Source organism: Butyribacter sp. (genome assembly GCF_056818865.1).
In genome coordinates this window covers 40,028-62,889 of the sequence record NZ_DBLYGC010000004.1, presented here as the reverse complement: position 1 = coordinate 62,889, position 22,862 = coordinate 40,028, and the positions used below count along the sequence as shown (strand labels likewise).

18 protein-coding genes and 1 tRNA gene are annotated in these 22,862 nt (G+C 36.8%); 15 read left to right on the top strand and 4 right to left on the bottom strand.

The genetic code is table 11. The features are described from left to right. Window positions 1–64: 64 nt before the first annotated feature. On the top strand, window positions 65–862 hold the full coding sequence (locus ACZLXV_RS02895) for an acetyl-CoA carboxylase carboxyltransferase subunit alpha (RefSeq protein WP_367336183.1): 798 nt from the start codon (window positions 65–67) through the stop codon (window positions 860–862). Between the two features lie 178 nt (window positions 863–1,040). On the opposite strand, the gene ACZLXV_RS02890 is transcribed toward ACZLXV_RS02895, so the two are convergent. Beyond that, window positions 1,041–1,874, bottom strand: a complete 834-nt coding sequence (locus ACZLXV_RS02890) for a CvfB family protein (RefSeq protein ID WP_367336206.1) — start codon at window positions 1,872–1,874, stop codon at window positions 1,041–1,043. A 451-nt stretch (window positions 1,875–2,325) separates the two neighbouring features. Here ACZLXV_RS02890 and ACZLXV_RS02885 point away from each other — a divergent pair, with 451 nt between their 5' ends. From ACZLXV_RS02885 to fucO, 11 genes are all read left to right on the top strand, one after another. Beyond that, window positions 2,326–2,703 (top strand): RidA family protein, encoded by a 378-nt coding sequence (locus tag ACZLXV_RS02885; protein WP_022225263.1) that lies wholly within the window; start codon window positions 2,326–2,328, stop codon window positions 2,701–2,703. 67 nt (window positions 2,704–2,770) lie between these two features. Next, on the top strand, window positions 2,771–3,832 hold the full coding sequence (locus tag ACZLXV_RS02880) for a C40 family peptidase (RefSeq protein ID WP_482382443.1): 1,062 nt from the start codon (window positions 2,771–2,773) through the stop codon (window positions 3,830–3,832). 501 nt (window positions 3,833–4,333) lie between these two features. Further along, window positions 4,334–4,861 carry a ribosome hibernation-promoting factor, HPF/YfiA family gene (gene hpf, locus ACZLXV_RS02875; protein WP_022225265.1) on the top strand — a complete coding sequence of 176 codons (528 nt, stop codon included), beginning with the start codon at window positions 4,334–4,336 and terminating at the stop codon, window positions 4,859–4,861. Between the two features lie 221 nt (window positions 4,862–5,082). Next, the gene (secA, locus tag ACZLXV_RS02870; protein ID WP_022225266.1) at window positions 5,083–7,647 is read left to right on the top strand and encodes a preprotein translocase subunit SecA; all 2,565 of its coding nucleotides are present in this window, start codon (window positions 5,083–5,085) and stop codon (window positions 7,645–7,647) included. Window positions 7,648–7,809: 162 nt separating this feature from the next. After that, window positions 7,810–8,929 (top strand): peptide chain release factor 2 gene (gene prfB / locus ACZLXV_RS02865; RefSeq protein ID WP_482382442.1). Its coding sequence is split into 2 segments (ribosomal slippage): window positions 7,810–7,884 and window positions 7,886–8,929, totalling 1,119 coding nucleotides; the frame shifts between segments, so codons are not numbered across the junction. 19 nt (window positions 8,930–8,948) lie between these two features. Next, on the top strand, window positions 8,949–10,163 hold the full coding sequence (locus ACZLXV_RS02860; RefSeq protein WP_022225268.1) for a homoserine dehydrogenase: 1,215 nt from the start codon (window positions 8,949–8,951) through the stop codon (window positions 10,161–10,163). A gap of 126 nt (window positions 10,164–10,289) precedes the next feature. After that, complete coding sequence (locus ACZLXV_RS02855) at window positions 10,290–12,671, top strand: Tex family protein (protein ID WP_022225269.1); 2,382 nt, start codon at window positions 10,290–10,292, stop codon at window positions 12,669–12,671. 5 nt (window positions 12,672–12,676) lie between these two features. Then, window positions 12,677–14,605: an aryl-sulfate sulfotransferase gene (locus ACZLXV_RS02850; RefSeq protein WP_482382441.1), complete on the top strand. Its 1,929-nt coding sequence runs from the start codon at window positions 12,677–12,679 to the stop codon at window positions 14,603–14,605. Window positions 14,606–14,754: 149 nt separating this feature from the next. Then, entirely contained in the window at window positions 14,755–15,381 is a 627-nt protein-coding gene (gene cysC / locus ACZLXV_RS02845) for an adenylyl-sulfate kinase (protein WP_022225271.1), read from the top strand. 196 nt (window positions 15,382–15,577) lie between these two features. Beyond that, window positions 15,578–17,071: a chromate transporter gene (locus tag ACZLXV_RS02840; RefSeq protein ID WP_482382440.1), complete on the top strand. Its 1,494-nt coding sequence runs from the start codon at window positions 15,578–15,580 to the stop codon at window positions 17,069–17,071. A 197-nt stretch (window positions 17,072–17,268) separates the two neighbouring features. Continuing rightward, on the top strand, window positions 17,269–18,417 hold the full coding sequence (fucO, locus tag ACZLXV_RS02835; RefSeq protein WP_482382439.1) for a lactaldehyde reductase: 1,149 nt from the start codon (window positions 17,269–17,271) through the stop codon (window positions 18,415–18,417). Window positions 18,418–18,514: 97 nt separating this feature from the next. Here the strand turns inward: fucO and ACZLXV_RS02830 are convergent, their stop codons facing one another. After that, window positions 18,515–19,165: a potassium channel family protein gene (locus ACZLXV_RS02830; RefSeq protein WP_022225274.1), complete on the bottom strand. Its 651-nt coding sequence runs from the start codon at window positions 19,163–19,165 to the stop codon at window positions 18,515–18,517. Between the two features lie 104 nt (window positions 19,166–19,269). Further along, window positions 19,270–20,472 (bottom strand): potassium transporter TrkG, encoded by a 1,203-nt coding sequence (locus tag ACZLXV_RS02825; RefSeq protein WP_482382466.1) that lies wholly within the window; start codon window positions 20,470–20,472, stop codon window positions 19,270–19,272. Here ACZLXV_RS02825 and ACZLXV_RS02820 point away from each other — a divergent pair. Then, complete coding sequence (locus ACZLXV_RS02820) at window positions 20,450–20,605, top strand: hypothetical protein (protein WP_482382468.1); 156 nt, start codon at window positions 20,450–20,452, stop codon at window positions 20,603–20,605. The two genes, ACZLXV_RS02825 and ACZLXV_RS02820, sit on opposite strands and share 23 nt — an antisense overlap. 126 nt (window positions 20,606–20,731) lie before the next feature. Here ACZLXV_RS02820 and ACZLXV_RS02815 read toward each other — a convergent pair. Further along, window positions 20,732–20,805, bottom strand: a tRNA-Arg gene (locus ACZLXV_RS02815). Between the two features lie 216 nt (window positions 20,806–21,021). On the opposite strand from ACZLXV_RS02815, the gene murB reads away from it, so the two are divergent. Further along, window positions 21,022–21,948 carry a UDP-N-acetylmuramate dehydrogenase gene (murB, locus tag ACZLXV_RS02810; RefSeq protein ID WP_482382438.1) on the top strand — a complete coding sequence of 309 codons (927 nt, stop codon included), beginning with the start codon at window positions 21,022–21,024 and terminating at the stop codon, window positions 21,946–21,948. 36 nt (window positions 21,949–21,984) lie between these two features. Next, window positions 21,985–22,860, top strand: coding sequence for an RNase adapter RapZ (rapZ, locus tag ACZLXV_RS02805; protein ID WP_482382437.1), 876 nt, complete (start codon window positions 21,985–21,987; stop codon window positions 22,858–22,860). Window positions 22,861–22,862 lie beyond the last annotated feature (2 nt).

The window sequence follows — 22,862 nt, the reverse complement described above, 5'->3', positions numbered from 1 at the left end:
ATGTATGTTTACATACAAAATGCTGTCTGGTGGCTTGACATATTGTTAGGAAGGAATTGCTGTTATGAATAGTGCTATGAAATCCGTAAGGATTGCAAGAAAGATAGACAGACCTAATACAAGGGAATTTATTGATAAATTATTTGAAAATTTTATGGAAATGCATGGTGACAGGCTTTTTGCGGATGATGGTTCGATTGTTGGAGGAATAGCATCATTTGAGGGAATTCCGGTTACGGTTATTGGAATACAGAAAGGTCATACTCTTGATGAAAATGTTGAGTGTAATTTTGGAAGTCCTAATCCCGAGGGATACAGAAAAGCACTTAGACTTATGAAACAGGCAGAAAAATTTCACAGACCTGTTATAACGCTTGTAAATACGGCAGGAGCTTTTTGTGGAATAGGTGCTGAGGAACGTGGTCAGGGAGAAGCGATTGCGAGAAATATAATGGAAATGTCAAGACTTAAAACTCCAATAATATCAATATTTACAGGAGAAGGCGGAAGCGGCGGTGCACTTGCACTCGCAGTTGCGGACGAAGTGTGGATGCTTGAACACAGTCTTTATTCAGTGCTCTCACCGGAAGGATTTGCGAGTATCCTATGGAGAGACGCAGAAAGAGTAAGCGAAGCAGCAGAACTTATGAAAATGACCGCAAACGAGCTCATAAAAAACGGAGTATCAGACAGAACATTTCAAGAGCACAAAGACGGAATAGAAAATAATTTAAATTATACGACAGACCAGTTGAGAGAGGTACTTAGAAAGAAATTGCCGGAGCTGATGAAAAAAGATATTGACAGATTGCTTGATGACAGATATAAAAGATTTAGAAAATTTGGAGAATTTTCGGAGTAAAGAGCGTATAATTACCGTGATAAAAAAATAAAATATATGCAACAAATGGCGTTAGAACGTCCGTCGTTACTTAAGGTGCTTGATTTGTAACTTTAAGTACCGCTACGGTGTTCTAACGCCATTGTTCGTATAACATCTATTTAGTAAGGAGTCAGTAAGCATTAAATAAAACAAAAAACTAATTCAAATGTATGCCATCTTTTTCAATTGTGATAAGCCTTTCTTTATACAAATGCCCGATGGCACGCTTAAAGGCATTCTTGCTCATATGAAAACGGTTTTTAACTGCTTCGGAATCGGATTTATCATTAAATGGAAGAAAACCGTTCTCTCTCTGTAAAGTTTCATATATAAATGAAGCATCATCGTTCATCTGCTCAGGTATTTTTTTCTTGACACTTAATGTGAGCCTGCCGTCCTCCATAACCTGTGCAACCCTTGCGTAGACAGGCTGATTTATGCGGTATTTTTCAAAAACTTCTTTTTTGGGAAGAAGAGCAGAGTATTTATCGTCAACAGCAATAAATACACCAAAATTGTCGCTTATCTCATATACGCGGCCAAATACCTCGTCATCTTTCTTGTAAGGGGATTCATTGGAAAGATGATTGTAAACTTTCATGGAAGCACAAAGTCTGTCGCTCTTATCAACATATAGTGTCACCAAAACGGCATCATCTTCTTTTACCTCATAAAGCTGCTCTTTAAAAGGAAGAAGAAGGTCTTTTGAAAGACCCCAGTCAAGGAAAGCACCGATTTTTGTTATTTCTTTTACATAGAGTCTGGCAACCTGACCTAACTCTAATGATGGTTCTTCCATAGTAGCAATAGGTCTGTCCTCTGAATCTTTGTAAACAAATACATTTAAAACATCACCCGGCTGCGTATCTTTTGGAACCTGTGATTTTGGAAGAAGTATCTTATCGCTGTCATCACCGGTAGGAGTATTTAAAAATACACCGAAATCTGTGGTCTTAACAACTATAAGTTCCTGAGTTTTTCCTATTGGGATTGCACTTTTCTTTTTTTGTTCATCTGTCTTATCATTTCTTTTATGTCTGAATGTTCTGTCATTTTCTTTATTATTTTTTCTATAAGGCTTATGGTCTTGTCTGCCACGTGAATAAGATTTTTCATTTTTGGAATATTCGTTTCTCAAATTTAGGGTCCTCCGTTCTGTTCACATATTCTGTAATTCTGTAAAATTTACTCGTAGCTGAATAGATTGACAGCTGTTGTCAAAATAGCGGGTAAACAATTATACTAAGTATACATTTTTGATAAAAAAAAATCCAGTTAAATTTGTAAATTGTGCAATTTTGAGTTATACTGTAAAATGTAAGAAAAGTTTAATAATTTTGTGGTTATTGCGTTGAGACTGCAAAAAGATAATAATACGATAAAAAAATTAAGATTTTAATTCATGAAGATTTATGTATCAGCGCAGAAAAGAGGTTGACTAAATGAAAAATATTATTAGTACAGACAAAGCACCTGCAGCTATTGGACCATATTCACAGGCAGTAGAGGTAAACGGACTTGTATTTACATCAGGGGTTGTTCCAATTGACCCTGCAACAGGAGAACTTGTAACAGGACCTGCAGATGTTCAGGCAGAGAGAGCTTTCACAAGCCTTAAAGCACTTCTTGAGGCAGCAGGCACTTCAACAGCAAATGTAGTAAAAACAACAGTATTTATCAGTGATATGAACGATTTTGGCAAGATAAATGAAGTATATGCAAAGTATTTTGAAGAGCCATATCCAGCAAGGTCATGTGTAGAAGTTGCAAGACTTCCGAAAGATGTTGCAATAGAGATAGAGGCTGTTGCGACAAAATAGTTATATAGTACTGTTTACTTACATTGTACAGGTGAACAGCGACCGTACAAAAAATGAGAGGTAGGTTATGGAAAAGATACATTTGAGAAAAAAGTTTATCAGATGTGGATTGATAGTGGCATCGCAGCTTGTCATCATTTGTGGTGCATTTGCATTAAAAACTGAAAAGGCAGATGCAGCAAATAAAAATCTTGCCATATCGATTGCAAACGACTATGTGAATATCAGAAATAAGCCGTCTTTGCATGGAAAAATAAAGGGTCGACTTTACAGGGGAAGTGCAGTTACAATAACAAAGACTTACAAAAACGGCTGGGCACTTATAAAAAGCGGAAGCTTCAGAGGATACATAAAAAAAGAATATCTGGCAATAGGGGCAGAGGCACAGAAACTTGCAAAGAAATATGGAGTGCAGTATATTACCGTTAAAAAGAGTGTTTCTTCATTAAATGTAAGGGAAAAATCCAACAAAAAAGCAAAAGTTATCACACAGATTGCGTCAGGTGAGAGTTTTTATGTAAAGAAGTGTGGAAAAGTCTGGGTAAGGATTACTATTGACGGTGATATAGGATATGTTGCCAAGGATTATGTTAATTTAAGAGTTAAATACAAACGTCCTGTTTCAATAACAAAGATTCTTGCAGACGAGAAGAAACAGCAGGAGGCGGAAAAAGCAAGCAGTTCTACAAATAGTACCGCAAAAAATGACACAACGACAACTGACAGCGATGCGGCAAAGGGAGATACAGACAACGATACGGATAAAAATAAAGTTACCGGCAGCAAAATTGTAAAATATGCTAAAAAGTTTTTGGGATGCCCATATAAATATGGCGGAACAAGTTTGACAAAAGGTTCTGACTGTTCAGGTTTTACCCAGAGTATATATAAGGAATTTGGTTACAGCATTCCGAGAACTTCTTTGGAACAGTCATCATATGGTACAAAGGTGAGTTCATCATCCGTACAGGAGGGAGACCTTGTATTCTATAAAAACGGAAAGAAAGTCGGACATGTTGCTATCTATATCGGAGACGGTGAGGTAATTCATTCAAGCAATGAGAAAGATGGAGTAAAAATATCCAAAATGAATTACAGAACACCTTATTGTATAAGAAGAATTTTATGATGCACTTCCAATCCTTTTGTCGGTGTTTGGCGGGTCAAGCCACCGGATGGTAATTTGTTATAGAGTCGACTAAATTGTCTGACAATTTAGAAAAAATATAGAAAAAGTAGTGCAAAACAATGCACGGAGAATGTGATAACAGATAGAATAAAGCAAAAAAAATCTCGTAAAATTGTGGTTATGAACACTAAATCAACAAAAAATGTTGATAAATCGACATAAAAAAGCGGTGTAATATGTCGAAAAATGCGAAAAAGTATAGTTATGCACGAAGTTATCAACATTATCCACAAAATTCAAATCCACAGATTAACAATAAATTTTGTGGATTTGAATTGTCACACAAACATATACAATTTTCAAAAAATACTTAACAGCAACGTGTTTGTGATAAATGTATAATAAAAGACTAAAAAAGTCGAAACGATTGTGCAATTTTACTTGCTTTTTTGGAAAACGTGAGTTATAATATATTTAACAATTTGTAAAGGAGTGATAGTCATGAAATTTATTATCAGTGGTAAAAATCTTGATGTAACAGATGGACTTAAAGCAGCAATCGAGGAAAAGATAGGAAAGCTTGAGAGGTATTTCACTCCGGAAACTGAAGTTCACGTTACCTTGAGTGTAGAGAAAGAAAGACAGAAAATAGAGATTACAATCCCTATGAAAGGAAACATTGTACGTGCTGAGCAGGTCAGCGACGATATGTATGTTTCAATAGATTTGGTTGAGGAGGTTATTGAGAGACAGTTACGCAAATACAAAAATAAACTTGTTGACAGACAGCAGTCAGCAGCAAGTTTGAGCAAGGCATTCATTGAGGAAGAGATTGAGGAGGATGACGAGATTAAGATTATCCGTTCAAAGAAATTCGGCATGAAGCCTATGGATCCTGAGGAGGCATGCATTCAGATGGAACTTCTCGGACACAACTTCTATGTATTCCGCAATGCGGCAACAGACGAAGTAAATGTTGTTTATAAGAGAAAGGGAAATACATTCGGACTTATCGAGCCTGAATTTTAATTAATGAGATAGACACTTTGGAGAGAGTGTTACATATATCAAATGAGAGTATGAAAAATAAATAATTTAAGCCAATAGACAGCCCTGGAGAGTTATCCGGGGCTGTTTCGTTTAGAAAAAACAGTAGTTGAAAAACCCCCTGTTTAATGTTATACTAGGAAATAGTTTTTTTAGGTGGTTAAATACTACATAAACAGTAATAATGTATAGGAGTGAAATTCATGAGTATAATTAGTAAAATCTTCGGTACTCACAGTCAGCATGAAGTGAAAAGAATTATTCCGATAGTGAATAAAATAGAAGCTCTTGCACCTGAGTTCGAGAAATTAACAGATGATGAGCTTAAAGCTAAGACACCTGAATTTAAGGAGCGTCTTGAAAAGGGAGAGACTTTGGATGATTTGCTTCCTGAAGCTTATGCAACAGTGAGAGAGGCAGCAACAAGAGTTCTTGGAATGAGACACTATCGTGTACAGCTTATCGGTGGTGTGATTCTTCATCAGGGACGAATTACCGAGATGCGTACAGGTGAAGGTAAGACACTTGTTTCTACACTTCCTGCGTATTTAAATGCATTGGAGGGAAAAGGTGTTCATATCGTTACTGTAAACGATTACCTTGCAAAACGTGATGCCGAATGGATGGGACAAGTTCATGAGTTTCTTGGGCTTACAGTTGGTGTTATACTGAATTCGATGGACAATGACGAAAGAAGAGAAGCGTACAACTGTGATATAACATATGCTACAAATAATGAACTTGGATTTGATTATCTTCGTGACAACATGGTGGTATACAAAGAAGAACTTGTACAGAGAGAACTTCACTATGCCATTATCGATGAGGTTGATTCAGTTCTTATTGATGAAGCAAGAACACCACTTATTATTTCAGGACAGAGCGGAAAGTCAACAAAACTTTACGAAGCCTGTGATATATTTGTAAAACAGCTCACAAGAGGTACTGCAAAAGAACTCTCAAAGATGGATTTCATTATGAATGAGGAAGAGCAGGAAACAGGTGATTATGTTGTTGATGAAAAAGATAAAAATGTAAACCTTACTGAAGAAGGTGTAAGAAAAGCCGAAAGATTTTTCCAGGTCAAAAACCTTGCAGACCCTGACAATCTTGAATTACAGCACAACATAAATCTTGCATTGAGAGCACATTCTCTTATGTTCAGAGATAAAGATTATGTAGTAAAAGATGACCAGGTACTTATCGTTGATGAGTTTACAGGACGTATCATGCCGGGACGTCGTTTCTCAGATGGTCTTCATCAGGCGATAGAAGCAAAAGAGCATGTAAAGGTTAAGAGAGAGAGCAAAACTCTTGCGACTATTACATTCCAGAACTTCTTCAACAAATATGCTAAAAAATCGGGTATGACAGGTACTGCTCTTACAGAAGAGAAAGAGTTCCGTGACATTTATGAGATGGATGTTGTTGAAGTTCCTACAAATCTTCCGGTTGCCCGTATTGATTATGAAGATGCGGTATACAAGACAAAGGAAGAAAAATTCAATGCGGTTGTTGCAGACATTGTAGAAGCACATGAGAAGGGACAACCTGTACTTGTCGGAACAATAAACATTGATACATCTGAGTACCTCAGTGATAAACTTAAGAAAAAGGGAATACCTCATAAGGTCCTTAATGCTAAATTCCATGAACTTGAAGCTGAGATTATCGCAGATGCAGGTCAGATGGGAGCAGTTACGATTGCTACTAACATGGCAGGTCGTGGTACTGATATTAAACTTGGCGAGGGAGTAAAAGAACTTGGAGGACTTAAAATAATAGGTACAGAGAGACATGAGTCACGCCGTATCGACAATCAGCTTCGTGGTCGTGCAGGTCGTCAGGGTGATCCTGGTGAGTCACGTTTTTATATCTCACTTGAAGATGATCTTATGCGTCTTTTCGGTTCAGAAAGACTTATGGGACTGTTCTCAGCCATGCCTGACGGAGAGCAGATTGAGCATAAAATGCTTTCAAATGCCATTGAAAGTGCACAGAAGAAGATTGAGGGCAACAACTTTGGAATCAGAAAGAACCTTCTTGAATTTGACCGTGTAAACAACGAGCAGAGAGAAGTTATCTATAAAGAACGCCGCAAGGTACTTGACGGTGAGAATATGCGTGACACAATCTACAAGATGATTACTGATGTTGTAGAAAAATGTGTATTATCAATTATCGGTGATGAGTCATCACCTGAGGAATGGGATATCGCTGAATTAAATAATGTACTTCGTCCGATAGTGCCTATCCAGAAGATAGTGCTTACAGAGGAAGAAGAAAAACATGCGACAAAAGCAGAACTTATACAGAGACTTAAAGAGGAAGCTGTAAAAGTATATGAAGCTAAAGAAGCAGAATTCCCTGATGCAGATCAGATAAGAGAAGTAGAAAGAATTATTCTTCTCAAAGTTATTGACAGAAAATGGATGGATCATATTGATGATATGGATCAGCTCCGTCAGGGCATCGGTCTTCAGGCATATGGTCAGAGAGATCCTGTAGTTGAGTACAAATTTGCCGGATTTGACATGTTTGATGCAATGATAGATGCTATTACGGAAGAGACAGTAAAAGCACTTACTCATATTCAGATAGAGCAGAAAGTAGAGCGTGAGCAGGTTGCAAAGGTTACAGGAACAAACAAAGATGAGACTGTAGCAGCGAAGCCAAAGACACGCGAAGGAAAGAAGATACAGCCAAATGACCCTTGCCCATGCGGAAGCGGCAAGAAATACAAAATGTGCTGTGGAAGAAAATTTTAAATAAAAATTACAGAGAACAGAAATTCTATGGAAAAATTCAAAGAATAAAAAGTTAAAAATATTTATTCTTTGGAATAAGAATTTAAGTGCATATTTTTGCAGAATACGGGGCATATGTGCGTTTCGTCATATGTTCCGTTATTTATAGAAAGAGGTGAGTTGATGGTAGAATTTGATAATATAAAAATTTCATTATCAAATTACGATGAACCACTGCTTGAAATGGGGAACTCACTTTGACTTAGCTAATAAGCGTGACAGAGTCGAAGAATTGGAACACACCATGGAAGAGCCGGGATTTTGGGATGACCCGAATAAATCGGCAGCGGTTGTTCAGGATTGTAAAAAATTAAAGTCAGTTATAGAAAGGTATGAAAAACTTTGTGGAGACAGAGATGACATACTTACACTTATCGATATAGCTGAGGAAGAAAATGATGCCAGTCTTTTGCCGGAAGTTGAGGAATCATTTCAGGCATTTGAAGATGAGTATAAATCACTTAGGATAGAAACATTGCTAAGCGGAGAGTATGATAAGTGTAATGCAATACTTACACTTCATGCGGGAGCAGGCGGAACAGAGAGCTGTGACTGGGCAAGTATGCTCTGTCGAATGTATCAGCGCTGGGCTGAAAAAAAAGGTTTCAATGTCGAAATGATAGATTTTCTTGACGGTGACGAGGCAGGCTACAAATCAGTTACATTGCAGATAGATGGTGAAAATGCATACGGTTATCTGAAATCAGAACATGGTGTTCACAGACTTGTAAGAATTTCACCGTTCAATGCGGCAGGAAAAAGGCAGACTTCATTTGTATCATGTGATGTTATGCCGGATATAGAGGAAGACCTTGACGTTGAGATAGCAGATGATGATATCCGAATTGATACATATCGTTCAAGCGGTGCAGGAGGACAGCACATAAACAAGACATCATCGGCAATCCGTATCACACATTTCCCGACAGGAATAGTGGTACAGTGTCAGAATGAGCGATCGCAGCATATGAATAAAGATAAAGCCATGCAGATGCTCAAAGCAAAACTCTATATGCTTAAACAGCAGGAGCAGCTTGAAAAAGCAAGCGGTATCCGTGGAGAAGTCAAGGATAATGGATGGGGGAGCCAGATTCGTTCATATGTTATGCAGCCGTATACTATGGTTAAGGATAATAGAACAGGTCAGGAAGTAAGTAATGTTACAGGTGTTTTAGACGGAAACATAGATCCGTTTATAAATGCATATCTTGCATGGATTACATCAGCAGACAAAGAAAAGTAAGAGAGGAATGGAGGAAGAGATGGTAAAAGTAGGAATATTAGGATATGGTACAGTAGGTTCAGGTGTTTTTGAGATATTAAACAAAAACAGTGATATTATAACAAAAAGAGCAGGTCAGGATATAGAAGTAAAATATGTACTTGACCTTAGAGATTTTCCGGGAGACCCAGCAGAAAATTATGTTGTACATGACTTTTCAATACTTGAAAATGATGATGAAGTAAAGATAGTTGTTGAGACAATGGGAGGACTTCATCCGGCATATGAATTTGTAAAAGCAAGTCTTCTCAAAGGAAAAAATGTTGTAACATCAAACAAAGCACTTGTTGCTGCATTTGGTACTGAACTTTTACAGATTGCCAGAGACAAAAATGTAAACTTTTTATTTGAAGCGAGCGTTGGCGGCGGTATTCCTATAATAAGACCACTTCAGACATCATTAGCTCCTGATGAGATAGAGGAAATTTCGGGTATATTAAACGGTACTACAAACTTTATTCTTACTGAGATGACAGAAAACGGTTCTGATTTTGACTCGGTACTTAAAGATGCACAGGCAAAAGGTTATGCGGAAGCAGACCCTACTGCAGATGTAGAGGGATATGACGCATGCCGTAAAATTGCAATCCTCACATCACTTGCATATGGCAAACAGCTTGACTTTGAAGATATTTATACAGAGGGTATCACAAAGATAACAGACAGAGATATAAATTACGCATCAAAGCTCAAAGCGAAAGTAAAGATTTTTGGTTCAAGCAAATTAGCAGGTGACAAGGTAAGTGCAATGGTAGCACCTAAGCTTATCACACATGACCATCCTCTTTACAGCGTAGACGGTGTATTTAACGCCATACTTGTAAAAGGAAACATGGTTGGTGATGTAATGTTTTATGGTCAGGGAGCAGGAAAGCTTGCAACAGCAAGTGCGGTTGTTTCTGACATCATGGAAGCGTCAAAAAATCTTGAAAATAATATAAATGTAATTTGGTCTGCTGATAAACTTGAGCTTATGCCAATGGACGAAGTAGTATCAAAATTCTTTGTAAGAGTATTAGGAAACAAAGCTGATAATGAAGCAAAAATCAAGGAATTATTTGGCGAAGTTGAGTTTGTGGATGCAGGTTATGCAGACGAAACAGGTTTTGTAACAAAAGATATCACTGAAGCAGTATATGAAAATGCGGCAAAAGAGATGGGAAATGTTATAAATAAGATTCGTTTTGATGCATAGTGAAACATAAAAATAGTTGGCGCGGAAAAATTAAATCGTTGTAGTATAACACTACTTATAAATTGACAGTGGGCGGCTATTTTATAGCCGTCTATTGTTGTTTTTTTTGAATGAATGGAGAGTAACATGGAAAGCAGACTTGATATTGCGGCAAAGATTGCCGAGGAATTGGAAATAAAAAAGTGGCAGGTTGAAGCTGTAATAAAACTTATAGATGAGGGGAACACAATTCCTTTTATTGCGAGATACAGAAAAGAAGCACATGGTTCGCTTGATGATGAGCAGCTTAGAAATCTTAATGAGAGACTTACATACCTTAGAAACCTTGAAGAAAAGAAAGCACAGGTTATAGCAAGTATTGAGGAGCAGGGAAAACTTACAGAGGAACTTAAAGCCCAGATAGAGCAGGCACAGACACAGGTTGTTGTAGATGACCTTTACAGACCATACAGGCCAAAGAGAAGAACAAGAGCAACAATTGCCAAAGAAAAAGGTCTTGAACCGCTTGCAGATATTATCCTTGAGCAGACAACTACAGAACCTATAGAAAATATAGCCGGAGATTACATATCAGAGGAAAAGGAAGTCAATTCCGCAGAAGATGCTGTATCGGGAGCAAAAGACATAATAGCTGAGATTATTTCCGATAATGCAGATTATCGTATGTACATAAGAAACATAACAATGCAGGAAGGTTTTCTTATTTCAAATGCTAAAGACGAGAAAGCAAAGTCGGTTTACGAGATGTATTATGAGTTTCAGGAGAAACTTGACAAGATTGTCGGACACAGAATTCTTGCAATAAACAGAGGAGAAAAAGAAAAATTCCTAACGGTAAAGATTGAGGCACCGGAAGAAAGAATTATAGGCTATCTGAAGAAAAAGGTGCTCACAAATGACAATCCGAATACAAACGAAATTCTTTCAGAGACAATAGAGGACAGTTATAAGAGACTTATAGCACCTGCGATAGAGCGTGAGATAAGAAATGAACTTACTGAAAAGGCAGAGGACGGAGCGATAAAGGTATTTGGTAAAAATCTCGAGCAGCTTCTTATGCAGCCACCTATTCAGGGAAGAAACGTACTTGGCTGGGACCCGGCATTCAGAACAGGATGTAAACTTGCAGTAGTTGACAGTACGGGAAAAGTGCTTGATACCACTGTAGTATTTCCGACGGAGCCGCAAAATAAGATAGAAGAAACAAAGGCTGCCGTAAAAAAACTTATTGATAAATATGATATTTCGCTTATATCAGTAGGAAACGGAACAGCATCGAGGGAATCCGAGCTTATAATTGCCGATATGTTAAAGGAAATCAAAAAGCCTGTTCAGTATATTATTGTAAATGAAGCAGGAGCGTCGGTATATTCAGCAAGCAAACTTGCGACAGAGGAATTTCCGGATTTGAATGTTGGAGAGAGAAGTGCCGCATCGATAGCAAGAAGGCTTCAAGACCCACTTGCAGAACTTGTAAAGATTGACCCAAAATCAATCGGTGTAGGTCAGTACCAGCATGACATGAACCAAAAAAAGCTTGAAGAAACACTTACGGGAGTAGTAGAGGACTGTGTAAACAGAGTCGGAGTGGATATAAATACCGCATCCGCATCGCTTCTTGAATATATTTCAGGAATAAGCAAAACTATAGCAAAAAATATTGTAATTTACAGAGAGGAAAATGGTAAATTTACAAACAGAAAACAGCTTCTAAAAGTAGCAAAGCTTGGACCGAAGGCATTTCTTCAATGTGCGGGATTTTTAAGAATAGAGGGAGGAGATAATCCTCTTGATGCGACAAGCGTTCACCCTGAGTCATATGAGGCAGCGGAGGCACTTTTGGAAAAATTGGGAATTTCCCAGGATGAATTAAAGGAGATACAGGCAGAAGCCGCAAAGACAAATGATAAGATAAAGAAGTCAGAAACAGCCAATCCTGAAAAGAAGAAAAAGAAAAAAGACTTTGTCATTAAAAAGAAAAATTCAGCATTTGGAGCTGCACTTATGAAGGCTTTAGGTGATGGTGACGGCATTGAATTTAATGAAGATGAAGATAAATCAAATAACAAAAAGAGTAATTCATCAACGTCAGGAAAAAATGTTAAAAACAGCATTGAGTACCGCATAAAAGATAAAGCTAAAATGGCAGAGGAACTTGGCATAGGAGAAATAACACTTTCAGACATCGTAAAGGAGCTTGAGAAGCCGGGAAGAGATCCGCGTGATGAGATGCCAAAACCTATACTTCGTACAGATGTGCTTGAAATGAAAGATTTAAAACCGGGAATGATATTAAAAGGAACGGTAAGAAATGTTATTGATTTTGGTGCATTTGTGGATATAGGAGTTCACCAGGACGGACTTGTTCATATATCTGAACTTTCTGACAGTAAATTTGTAAAGCATCCGCTTGATGTAGTAAGTGTAGGAGATATAGTTGATGTTAAAGTTATGAGTGTTGATCTTGAGAAAAAGAGGATTCAGCTTACAATGAAACTGAAAGGCTAATAAATATGAAAAAATTATTTGTTGAAGTAAAGAATGGCGGAAAGATGACTTACAGTGTAAGTGACCTTAACAAATTGGACAGGATGTACGAGACAGAGGTATTTGAAAGAAAAGAAAAGAGGGTAATGTCGCCGTTCAAAAAGGAAATGCAGAAAAGTTTTCAGGCACAGGTAAGGGATTATGCATTTGAAAAGATATTGGACAGACATCTTTACACATTCAAATATATGCTTGTGATACCTGATCCATATGGTGTCGCAAAGCAGACAGCACTTATTTTGTTTAATTCTTCAAAAGAGTATAAAGTTGTGTACAGAGTTCTCGGTGATACACCTGATTGTGATTTTACGGGTGAGACAGGATTTACTACAAGACACAGAGTTCCTATACTTGGACTTTATGGAGGAAGAAATAATAAGATAGACCTTAAACTTGTTGATAAAAATGGTGAAGTTGTCAAGCACAGAATGTTACAGATATATGTGTCTCCGATTCAGGAAAACATAAGAAAGATGGTATCTGACAACGACATGAAAATGTCACATTTTGGATTTATACTGTTAAATACTGCCATAGGAAGTCCTGTAGCAATTGACGGGCATGGTGATGTAAGATATTCGCTTCAGATAAAAACGGGAAGATTAGGTATGATTCCTCTTGCAAATGGGCATTTTCTTCTTGTAGATAAGACGGCGAACAGAGTTGATAAGTATGGAAAAGTTACACTATGCAGATATCATGAGATAGATTATATGGGAAGGGTTTATAAGACATATCTTCTTGAACACAAAATAGGAAGAGCCATAGCCCAGCATGGAGAGTCACTTTTCTTTATAACGTCATCTGATGATGAACATCTTTCAGACAGAATAGCAGAATTAAATTTAAATACGGGGGAGCTTGTAAAATATTGTGACATACATGCCATTATAGGAGAAGAATACAGGCAGTACGATAATTGGATTGATACATCGTATATTGAGTATAATAGTGGCAAGCTTCTCATAACTGCAAAGAGATTGAATTCTGTTATAAATATTGACTGGAATGAACAAAAGATTGAGTGGATTATAGCACCGCAGCAGGTATGGAAAGACAGTAAAGCAGAAAAATATGTACTAAAGGATATATCTGTGAATGATGAGAAGAGCGCAAAGATACCAATATGTTCGTTGCCTGAATATACATCTCTTATGGAGGACAATAACGGGAAACAGAAAGCAGTATTGTTTGATATAAGAAATGTTGTCAAAATTGATGGGAAAGTGATTGTACCCGGAGGAAAGCGGTCTGTAAAAAATTCATTGGTCAAAATAATAGACATAGACGAGAATGACATGTCATTAAAAGTTGAAAAATGTATTGAGGTACCAAGTTCAATAAGATTTTCAAGAGTGCTTCATTCACAAGATGAAAAGTATCTTTTGGTCGCTCAAGGCTATCTGAGAACACAAACAGGGGGTGTTAGAGGTATAATCCAAGAGATAGATGCAGCAACAGGAGAAAAACTGCACGGTGCAGGTATCAAAAAAGTTTTTTCTAATGCATGGCCGTTTGCACCGGATATAAAAGATTATTGTGTATCAATGGAGAAAAATGACAATGCGATTTTAGGAAAACTTAATCCTTTAGAAAAGTTTGAAGGCATTATGCCGGCACTGTCTGAAAATAAGACAGACGGATATTTCTTTGGGAGCGGCAGAATATGTGATGATTTGTTTTTGTGTAATATGAGACCGGGAACGGTAGATAAAATATATTTTATCGGAGAGAAGCATTCATATGTCAAAGATATGGAAAATGTAAAATTTGTGAATAAAAAAGAGGGATTTGCAATTCCTTTAAACGATTTTGAGAAAGATGAATATCATGTATATGTTGAATATGATGATGAGGTTCATAAATTAAAAAATGAGATTCGTATTATAAAGTAATATAGTGGAGCAATCCGTGGCATCTAATATTTATGATTGATGCAAAATCAAGCGTTTTAGTATAATGAATATATTAAAGATTTAATTTTAGTTGTACTACATTAGGGAGGGATAAATTACAGACAACCTGGCAAAATATGGAGGAAAATATGGAGCAGTTACCAAAATCAAAAAATACAACAGCAAAGTCGGAAAATAATCTTACATGGCATAATATGGACATAACAAGAGAGGTTCGTGCCGAAAAAATGGGGCAGCAGCCTAAAACAATATGGCTTACGGGGTTATCAGGAGCCGGCAAGTCTACAATAGTAAATGAATTGGAAAAAAGATTGTTTGTTTACGGAAAAAAGACTATGGTGCTTGACGGTGATAATGTCAGAATGGGATTAAATAAAAATCTTGGATTCAGCGAGGAAGACAGGGTTGAAAACATAAGACGTATAGCTGAAGTATCTAAACTGATGAATGATGCGGGAGTTATTGTACTTACATCATTTATTTCTCCTTTTAGAAAGGATAGAAGGAATGCAAAAAAAATAATAGGTGAGGACAGTTTTATTGAAGTTTATATAAGCACACCTATAGAAGAGTGCGAAAGAAGAGATGTAAAAGGACTTTACAAAAAGGCGAGAGCCGGAAAAATAGCAGATTTTTCAGGAATTTCAAGTCCTTATGAGGCACCTGAAGCACCTGATATTGAAGCAGATACTACAGGCAGAACAATAGAAGAGACAGCTGATTATATATATTCGGAATTAAAGAAACACTTATAGACAAAGGACAGTATATAGCAATAAAAATTCTGTATACTGTCTTTGTCAGATTTTACTAAATATAATGTATCTAATATTGTAATGAAATTAAATAAAAGTATTTGATTTTGTAATATAAATCAACTTTTTTCTTGAGTAGGGTTGCCTTATTCATAGTAATCCTATATGATATAGAAAAAAGATAGGAATTTAAAATATGAAGGCAAATATACAAAAAGAATTTAAACTGATGGCTTCGATTTTTAAAATAGGTGTTGTTGGTTTCGGTGGAGGAACAGCTCTTATACCTGTTATAGAGAGAGAAGTTGTAGAAGACCAGAAAATAGTTGAAAAAAGTGAATATGATAAGGATGTTATTGTCGCCAGTATCACTCCGGGAGCACTTCCTGTAGAGATTGCGACAGGTCTTGGAAAGCGCGCGTATGGTGCAAGAGGAATGGCACTTGCTGCATTTCTTATGGCTTTTCCGGGAGTGCTTATGACTGTACTTATGCTGTCTGTATTGTCAAAAGTTGATGAACAGCTTTTTGTACAGATAGAATGTCTGTCTATCGGACTTACTGCGTTTATAAGCTGCCTTCTTACACAGTATGCCGTAAAAAGCATGCAGGAAGCCAAAAAAGAGAGTACAAAGAGGTTTCAGCGTGCATTTGTGATAATGATAGCTGTATTTTTATTATCATGCGGAAAATCGGTTTACAGTATACTCGGTATAAAAGCTTCGCCGATATTTGGTCTGTCAACAGTTCAGGTTCTGGGAATAGCCTTCTTTGGGATTTTTTATACACATTGCAGATTTAATATTAAAAATACGCTAGTATCAGGAATAATAATTATATTATATGTACTTTGTGTGGGAAAAGCAGGGATTATCCAGAATGCGTATCTTGAAACAGGATTAAAGGTGTTAATGTTTGTACTTGCAATCCGTGGACTTTGCATCTGTACAAGATATGGTATGAGCAAAGGAAAAAGACCTGAAGAGGAAATTTTAAAATCAGGCAATAAACTTACAACTGCGAAATTCACAAAAGAAATGGTTACATGGTTCCTGTTTTTGCTTATCCTTTCGATACCGGCGGTAATAATAACAAAAGATACATGGCTTTATCTTTTGAGAGGATTTGCTTCATCAATCATATCATTCGGAGGCGGAGATGCATATTTGTCTGTAGCTGACGGTATGTTTGTAAGTACTGGAATGATAAGGGAAAGTGAGTTTTACAGCCAGCTTGTATCAATAGTTAATGTATTGCCGGGTTCGATTTTATGTAAAACACTTGCCGGAATCGGATATTTCATCGGATACGATATAAATAACAGCATACTTGAAGGTTTCGGGGTTGCACTTGCTGGATTTGCGTGCAGTGTGGCTGCATCGGGGGTTGTATTTTGTATAATTTATTATTTATATGAAAAATTTGAGGGAATAGCAGTATTCAGACTTATAGGAAGATGGATTAGACCTATAATAGCCGGACTTTTATTAAATGTCATGGTGTCAATGATATATCAGAACATTGCAACAGGACTTGCCATAGGCGGCAAAGTAGCAATAACACTTGTAATTACATTTATTATTTATATAGTAAATCTTGTTCTTATGTTAAAGGTTAAGGCAGGTAACGGAGTGCTTATTCTCATATCTGCCGTATTCGGACTTGTACTTTGCAACGGTATTTTAATTTAGGAATACGATTAAAAAATATTATAACTACAACCATAAATTTATATTGATTTATCCTGATATGATTTGTATAATGTATATATAAAAATGTTGATTGTGCAAAAATAATTGGCAGTTATGTACAAAAATAATGTTATTATATGATGCAATGGAGCAATCCGTGGCATCAAAAATACAATTATATAGGAGGTAGATAAATTATGGCAAATCGTTTTATCTTAAATGAAACATCTTATCACGGAGCAGGAGCTGTTGCAGAGATTGCTACAGAGGTTAAACAGAGAGGTTACAAGAAAGCTTTTGTATGTTCAGACCCTGACCTTGTGAAATTTGGTGTTACAAAGAAAGTTTTGGATGTTCTTGAAAAGGACAGCCTTGACTACGAACTTTATTCAAATATTAAGCCAAATCCTACTATTGAAAATGTTCAGACAGGTGTAGAAACTTTCAAAAAATCAGGAGCAGATTATCTTATAGCAATCGGTGGCGGTTCTTCTATGGATACTGCCAAAGCAATAGGAATTATTATCAACAATCCTGATTTTGCAGATGTTGTAAGTCTTGAGGGAGTTGCTGAGACAAAGAATAAATCAGTGCCTATCCTTGCTGTACCTACGACAGCAGGAACAGCAGCAGAGGTTACCATCAATTACGTTATAACAGATGCGCAGAAAAACAGAAAAATGGTTTGTGTAGACCCTAAAGATATTCCGCTTGTGGCATTTGTAGACCCTGATATGATGTCATCTATGCCAAAAGGTCTTACAGCAGCAACAGGTATGGACGCACTTACACATGCGATAGAAGGTTATATTACGGCAGGTGCGTGGGAACTTTCAGACATGTTCCACTTAAGGGCAATTGAGATAATCTCACGTTCACTCAGAGGAGCAGTTGACAATACACCAGAAGGCAGAGAAGGCATGGCACTTGGACAGTATGTTGCAGGTATGGGATTTTCAAATGTAGGTCTTGGTATAGTACATAGTATGGCACATCCTCTTGGAGCACTTTATGATACACCACACGGCATTGCAAATGCAATCATACTTCCTACGGTTATGGAATATAATGCAGAAGCTACAGGGGAAAAGTATCGTGATATAGCAAAAGCAATGGGAGTTGAAGGAACAGAAAACATGTCACAGGAAGAATACAGAAAGGCAGCAGTAGATGCCGTAAAACAGCTTTCAAAAGATGTTGGAATACCTGATGACCTTAAAGAAATCGTAAAGAGAGAGGATATTCCATTCCTTGCACAGTCAGCATATGATGATGCATGCCGTCCGGGAAATCCAAAAGAGACAAGTGTAGAAGATATTACAAAGCTTTATGAATCACTTATCTGACAATACAAAATAAAAAATAATCACTGTTAAAAACTGCCACAGAGTATCACGATTTTATCGTTGTTCTGTGGCAGTTTTTTTTCGTTCAAAATAAAAATTACACAAGTTTATCAAGGTCTTTAACATCGCAGGTGATAAGCATGGTCATATTGTTTGTGAGTTTTATATCGGGAGAGGGATTTACTTCATATTCTGATGAAGTATCTTTTCTGATTGCTATCACATTCAGGTTTTCTTTGTTGCGAAGGTCAAGTTCTCTGAGTGTCTTGTCAACCCAGTTATTTTTTACATCAATTTCGACCATTTTTAATTTATCTGATATTTCCATAAAATTTATAACACGTCTGTTAGAAAGTTTCCTTGCCAGACGTATTCCGGTTTCGTGTTCAGGCATTATTGTCTGGTCTGCACCAAGTTTTTCAAGGATTTTTTTGTGAGTTTCATCCTGTGCTTTGCAGACAACAGTACCAACACCTGCATCTTTAGCATAAATTGTGGCGAGAATACTTATATCAAGTTTTCCAGTGATAGCTATAACAACGGCATCCATATTTGAAAGACCAAGAGTATCCATAGCCTCTGTATCTCTTACATCGACGGCAACGGCACATGTTACAAAATCAGCAACGGAATGAACACGTTCCTTATCAATATCAATGGCGAGAACGTCAGCACCGGTATTTGTGAGTTCTATTGCGACACTTCTGCCAAATTTTCCAAGTCCTATAACAGCAAATGAATTATCCATACAATCCTCATTTCTGCGCACATTTTCTGAATATAAAAGATTTGAGTCAGGTGCGCACAGACTCAAATTCTTTGTAACACAAAAAGCTGTGTGAATTAAATTTATCAGCCAACAGTAATGTCTTCGTGAGGGAAAGATACAAGTTCTTTCCTGCTGTCATTATTAAAGAAGATAACCATTGAAATCGGGCCTATACGACCGAGGTACATACATATGATTATAATAAGTTTTCCTAAAAGATGAAGTTTTGGAGTGAAATCTCTTGTCAGTCCCACAGTTCCGATTGCACTTGTTGTCTCGTAGACAACATCGACCATTGAACCACCTTCAGCCTGGTAAAGGCTAAAGGATGCCAGCAACAGAAAAGATATACTGACCATTGTTATTGCGAGAGCTTTAGTGACAGTTTGGTGCGGTATATTTTTTCTGAATACAAAAAGGTGGTTTTTATTTTTTACAACTGCCCGTGTACTTAAAAATAAGGTGGCTGCGGTTGTTGTTTTTATTCCGCCTGCCGTACCTATTGAGGAACCGCCGATAATCATAAGAAAATAACATAAAAGGACGGTACCGTGTCTCAATCCTGATTGTGAAAAAGTAGCAAAACCGGCAGTTCTAAGTGTAACAGACTGGAAGAAACTGGCGATTATCTTACCTGAAAAACTCATATTACCAATTGTATCTGAATTTGTATATTCAAGAAGAAATATAAGCAATGCACCGCCAAAAATTAAAATAGCAGTAGTGATAAGTGTTATTTTTGTATGAAGCCTGAGTTTTTGCAAACATTTTTTAAAAGAAAATCCTTTTATAAAATGATTTTTAAAACCGTCCATAATATCTTTCCATACTATAAAACCTATTCCGCCGGAGATAATTAAAAACATTGTAATCAGATTGATCCATACATTTGAAGCATATATTTCAAGGCTGTTTTCGCCAAGCAGGTCAATACCTGCATTACAAAAAGCAGACACCGAATGGAACAGAGAAAACCACAATCCTTTTATCAGCCCATAATCCGGAATAAAAACAAAACTGTAACATATTGCACCGGTTATTTCTATTATAAATGTTCCTTTAAAAATAAATTTCAAAAAGCGCACCAATCCTTTAAGTGTGCTGAGATTCAGTGCATCTTCCAAAAGAAGACGGTCACTTAGAGTAATACGGCTTCCGGCAATCATCATAATACCGGTGACGAAAGATACAATACCAAGACCGCCAAGCTGTATAAGTATAAGAATTATGATTTTTCCAAACAAACTCCAGTGAGAGGCTGTATTGACAACAACAAGACCTGTCACGCAGACAGAGGTAGTTGAAGTAAATAACGCATCGATGAAAGGAGTAAAAGTGCCATTGGAAGAACAAAAAGGCAGACATAGAATAAAAGCACCTATGAAAATTGTACCTAAAAAACCAAGGGCGATAATCTGAGTAGTAGACAGCTCTTTAATCAAAGTTTTAAACATATAAACCTCATTCCATAAATAAAACCATAAATAAAAAGATAAAAACAAAAATCCCCATATCATGACAATTCATAATACGAGGATAATCAAACGTGCGCGAGAAGATTCGAACTCCCGGCCTTCTGATCCGTAGTCAGACGCTCTATCCAGCTGAGCTACGCGCACATATTTGAGTGATGCTTTCGCACCAACGAGTTATACTATAACCTATCTAAAAGAAAAAATCAAGTACTTTTTAAAAAAAATTTAAAAATCTATATAAAACTATATAAAACTATATCAATCCCTGCGTCATAAAATCAGCCCCAAAATGTAAAGCTTGCAACATTCATAACCATTGTGATATAAATATATGGGGTAAATAAAAGAATGGAGGACGATATGGTCGTATCTGAAATTGTAAAAAAACTTATCGATATAAATGGAGAAAAACAAGTAGCAGAGTCGGAACCTATGAGCAGACATACTACATTCAGAATAGGAGGTCCGGCAAAAGTATTTGTCAGTCCTGATAATATAGAAAAGATAATAAAAACAATAGAATTACTTAAAAATGAAAAATGTGATTATTTTATACTTGGAAATGGAAGTAATATTTTGGCAGCAGATGAAGGATATGACGGTATAGTTGTATCTACTGAAAGTTTAAAGGATTTAAATATAGAAAGAGAAGACGGTGACGAAACTTATATATATGCAGAGGCGGGTGTAATGCTCTCAAGGGCAGCTGTACTTGCATCGGAAAGTTCGCTTACAGGTTTTGAATTTGCAGGAGGAATTCCAGGGACAGTCGGCGGAGCGGTATCTATGAATGCCGGAGCATACGGAGGGGAGATAAAGGATGTCATAGTAAGTGCGGATGTGCTTATGAGTGATGGAACAGTTGTAAAACTTACAAAGGATGAACTCGAACTTTCATATAGAAACAGCATTGTACAGAAAGAAAAAATGATTGTTTTGTCGGCAGAATTTGCATTGAAAAAAGGAAATAAAAGTGAAATACTCGACAAGATGAAAGATTTTTCGCAGAGAAGGCGTGATAAACAGCCATTAGAGTATGCAAGTGCCGGAAGTACATTTAAAAGACCTGAGGGATATTTTGCCGGAAAACTTATAGATGATGCAGGCCTGCGCGGTTACAGAGTCGGAAATGTCATGGTATCTGAAAAACACTGTGGTTTTGTGGTAAATATGGGCGGCGGAACATGTGAAGAAGCAAAAGCCGTGATAAACCATGTAAGAGAAGAGGTTGAGAAACAATTTGGTGTTACTCTTGAAATGGAAGTAAGAAAACTTGGTTGGAATTAAAAGCCTGATAAAAAGGCAGGAGAAATGAGGATGGATATGCGTTTTGTAATAGTTACGGGAATGTCAGGAGCCGGAAAAAGTTCGGTGCTTAAAATGCTTGAAGATATCGGATATTTTTGTGTTGATAACCTGCCGGTAAAACTTATACCAAAACTTACAAAAATGTTTATATGTGAAACTGACAGTATTGATAAGCTTGCACTTGGTATAGACATAAGAAATCTTGAGGGACTCTCATATCTTGATAAAATTCTCGACGAGATGAAAAATGAAGGTTATAAGTATGAAGTACTTTTTCTTGATGCGGACAGCAATGTTTTGGTTAAGAGATACAAGGAGACGAGACGAAATCATCCGCTTGCACTTCAGGGCAGGGTTGATAAAGCAATAGAAGCGGAGAGAGAAGAACTTCAATTTATAAAGAAACGTGCAGATTATATAATGGACACAAGTCATATGCTTGTACGCGAATTAAAACAGGAGATAGATAAAATATTTCTCAAAAATGAAGAGTATCAGAACTTTTTTGTTACGATATTATCATTTGGTTTTAAATACGGAATACCGGCAGACTGTGACCTTGTGTTTGATGTAAGATTTCTGCCCAATCCATACTATATACCGGAACTAAAAAAGAAAACAGGCAATGATTTTGAGGTGTTTGATTATGTCATGAAATCAGAACAGGCAAAGCAGTTTGACGAAAAGTTGTTTGATATGGTGAAATTCCTTATACCTAATTATATAACAGAAGGGAAAAATCAGCTTGTCATAGGAATAGGGTGTACAGGCGGAAAACATCGCTCCGTTTCATTGGCAAATGCATTGGCAAAACATATGCAGGAACTTCCGTACAGTCTGAAAACAGAACATAGAGATATTGAGAAGGATGCAAAAATAAAGGGAGAGTAGTA

What these genes read in the sequence shown, in the direction of transcription:
- ACZLXV_RS02850 (WP_482382441.1), top strand. Translation starts at nt 12,677, where the DNA reads ATGAAAAAATTATTTGTTGAAGTAAAGAATGGCGGAAAGATGACTTAC.
- cysC (WP_022225271.1), top strand. Translation starts at nt 14,755, where the DNA reads ATGGAGCAGTTACCAAAATCAAAAAATACAACAGCAAAGTCGGAAAAT.
- murB (WP_482382438.1), top strand. Translation starts at nt 21,022, where the DNA reads ATGGTCGTATCTGAAATTGTAAAAAAACTTATCGATATAAATGGAGAA.
- ACZLXV_RS02860 (WP_022225268.1), top strand. Translation starts at nt 8,949, where the DNA reads ATGGTAAAAGTAGGAATATTAGGATATGGTACAGTAGGTTCAGGTGTT.
- ACZLXV_RS02885 (WP_022225263.1), top strand. Translation starts at nt 2,326, where the DNA reads ATGAAAAATATTATTAGTACAGACAAAGCACCTGCAGCTATTGGACCA.
- hpf (WP_022225265.1), top strand. Translation starts at nt 4,334, where the DNA reads ATGAAATTTATTATCAGTGGTAAAAATCTTGATGTAACAGATGGACTT.
- ACZLXV_RS02840 (WP_482382440.1), top strand. Translation starts at nt 15,578, where the DNA reads ATGAAGGCAAATATACAAAAAGAATTTAAACTGATGGCTTCGATTTTT.
- secA (WP_022225266.1), top strand. Translation starts at nt 5,083, where the DNA reads ATGAGTATAATTAGTAAAATCTTCGGTACTCACAGTCAGCATGAAGTG.
- ACZLXV_RS02895 (WP_367336183.1), top strand. Translation starts at nt 65, where the DNA reads ATGAATAGTGCTATGAAATCCGTAAGGATTGCAAGAAAGATAGACAGA.
- fucO (WP_482382439.1), top strand. Translation starts at nt 17,269, where the DNA reads ATGGCAAATCGTTTTATCTTAAATGAAACATCTTATCACGGAGCAGGA.
- ACZLXV_RS02855 (WP_022225269.1), top strand. Translation starts at nt 10,290, where the DNA reads ATGGAAAGCAGACTTGATATTGCGGCAAAGATTGCCGAGGAATTGGAA.
- ACZLXV_RS02830 (WP_022225274.1), bottom strand. Translation starts at nt 19,165, where the DNA reads ATGGATAATTCATTTGCTGTTATAGGACTTGGAAAATTTGGCAGAAGT.
- ACZLXV_RS02880 (WP_482382443.1), top strand. Translation starts at nt 2,771, where the DNA reads ATGGAAAAGATACATTTGAGAAAAAAGTTTATCAGATGTGGATTGATA.
- rapZ (WP_482382437.1), top strand. Translation starts at nt 21,985, where the DNA reads ATGCGTTTTGTAATAGTTACGGGAATGTCAGGAGCCGGAAAAAGTTCG.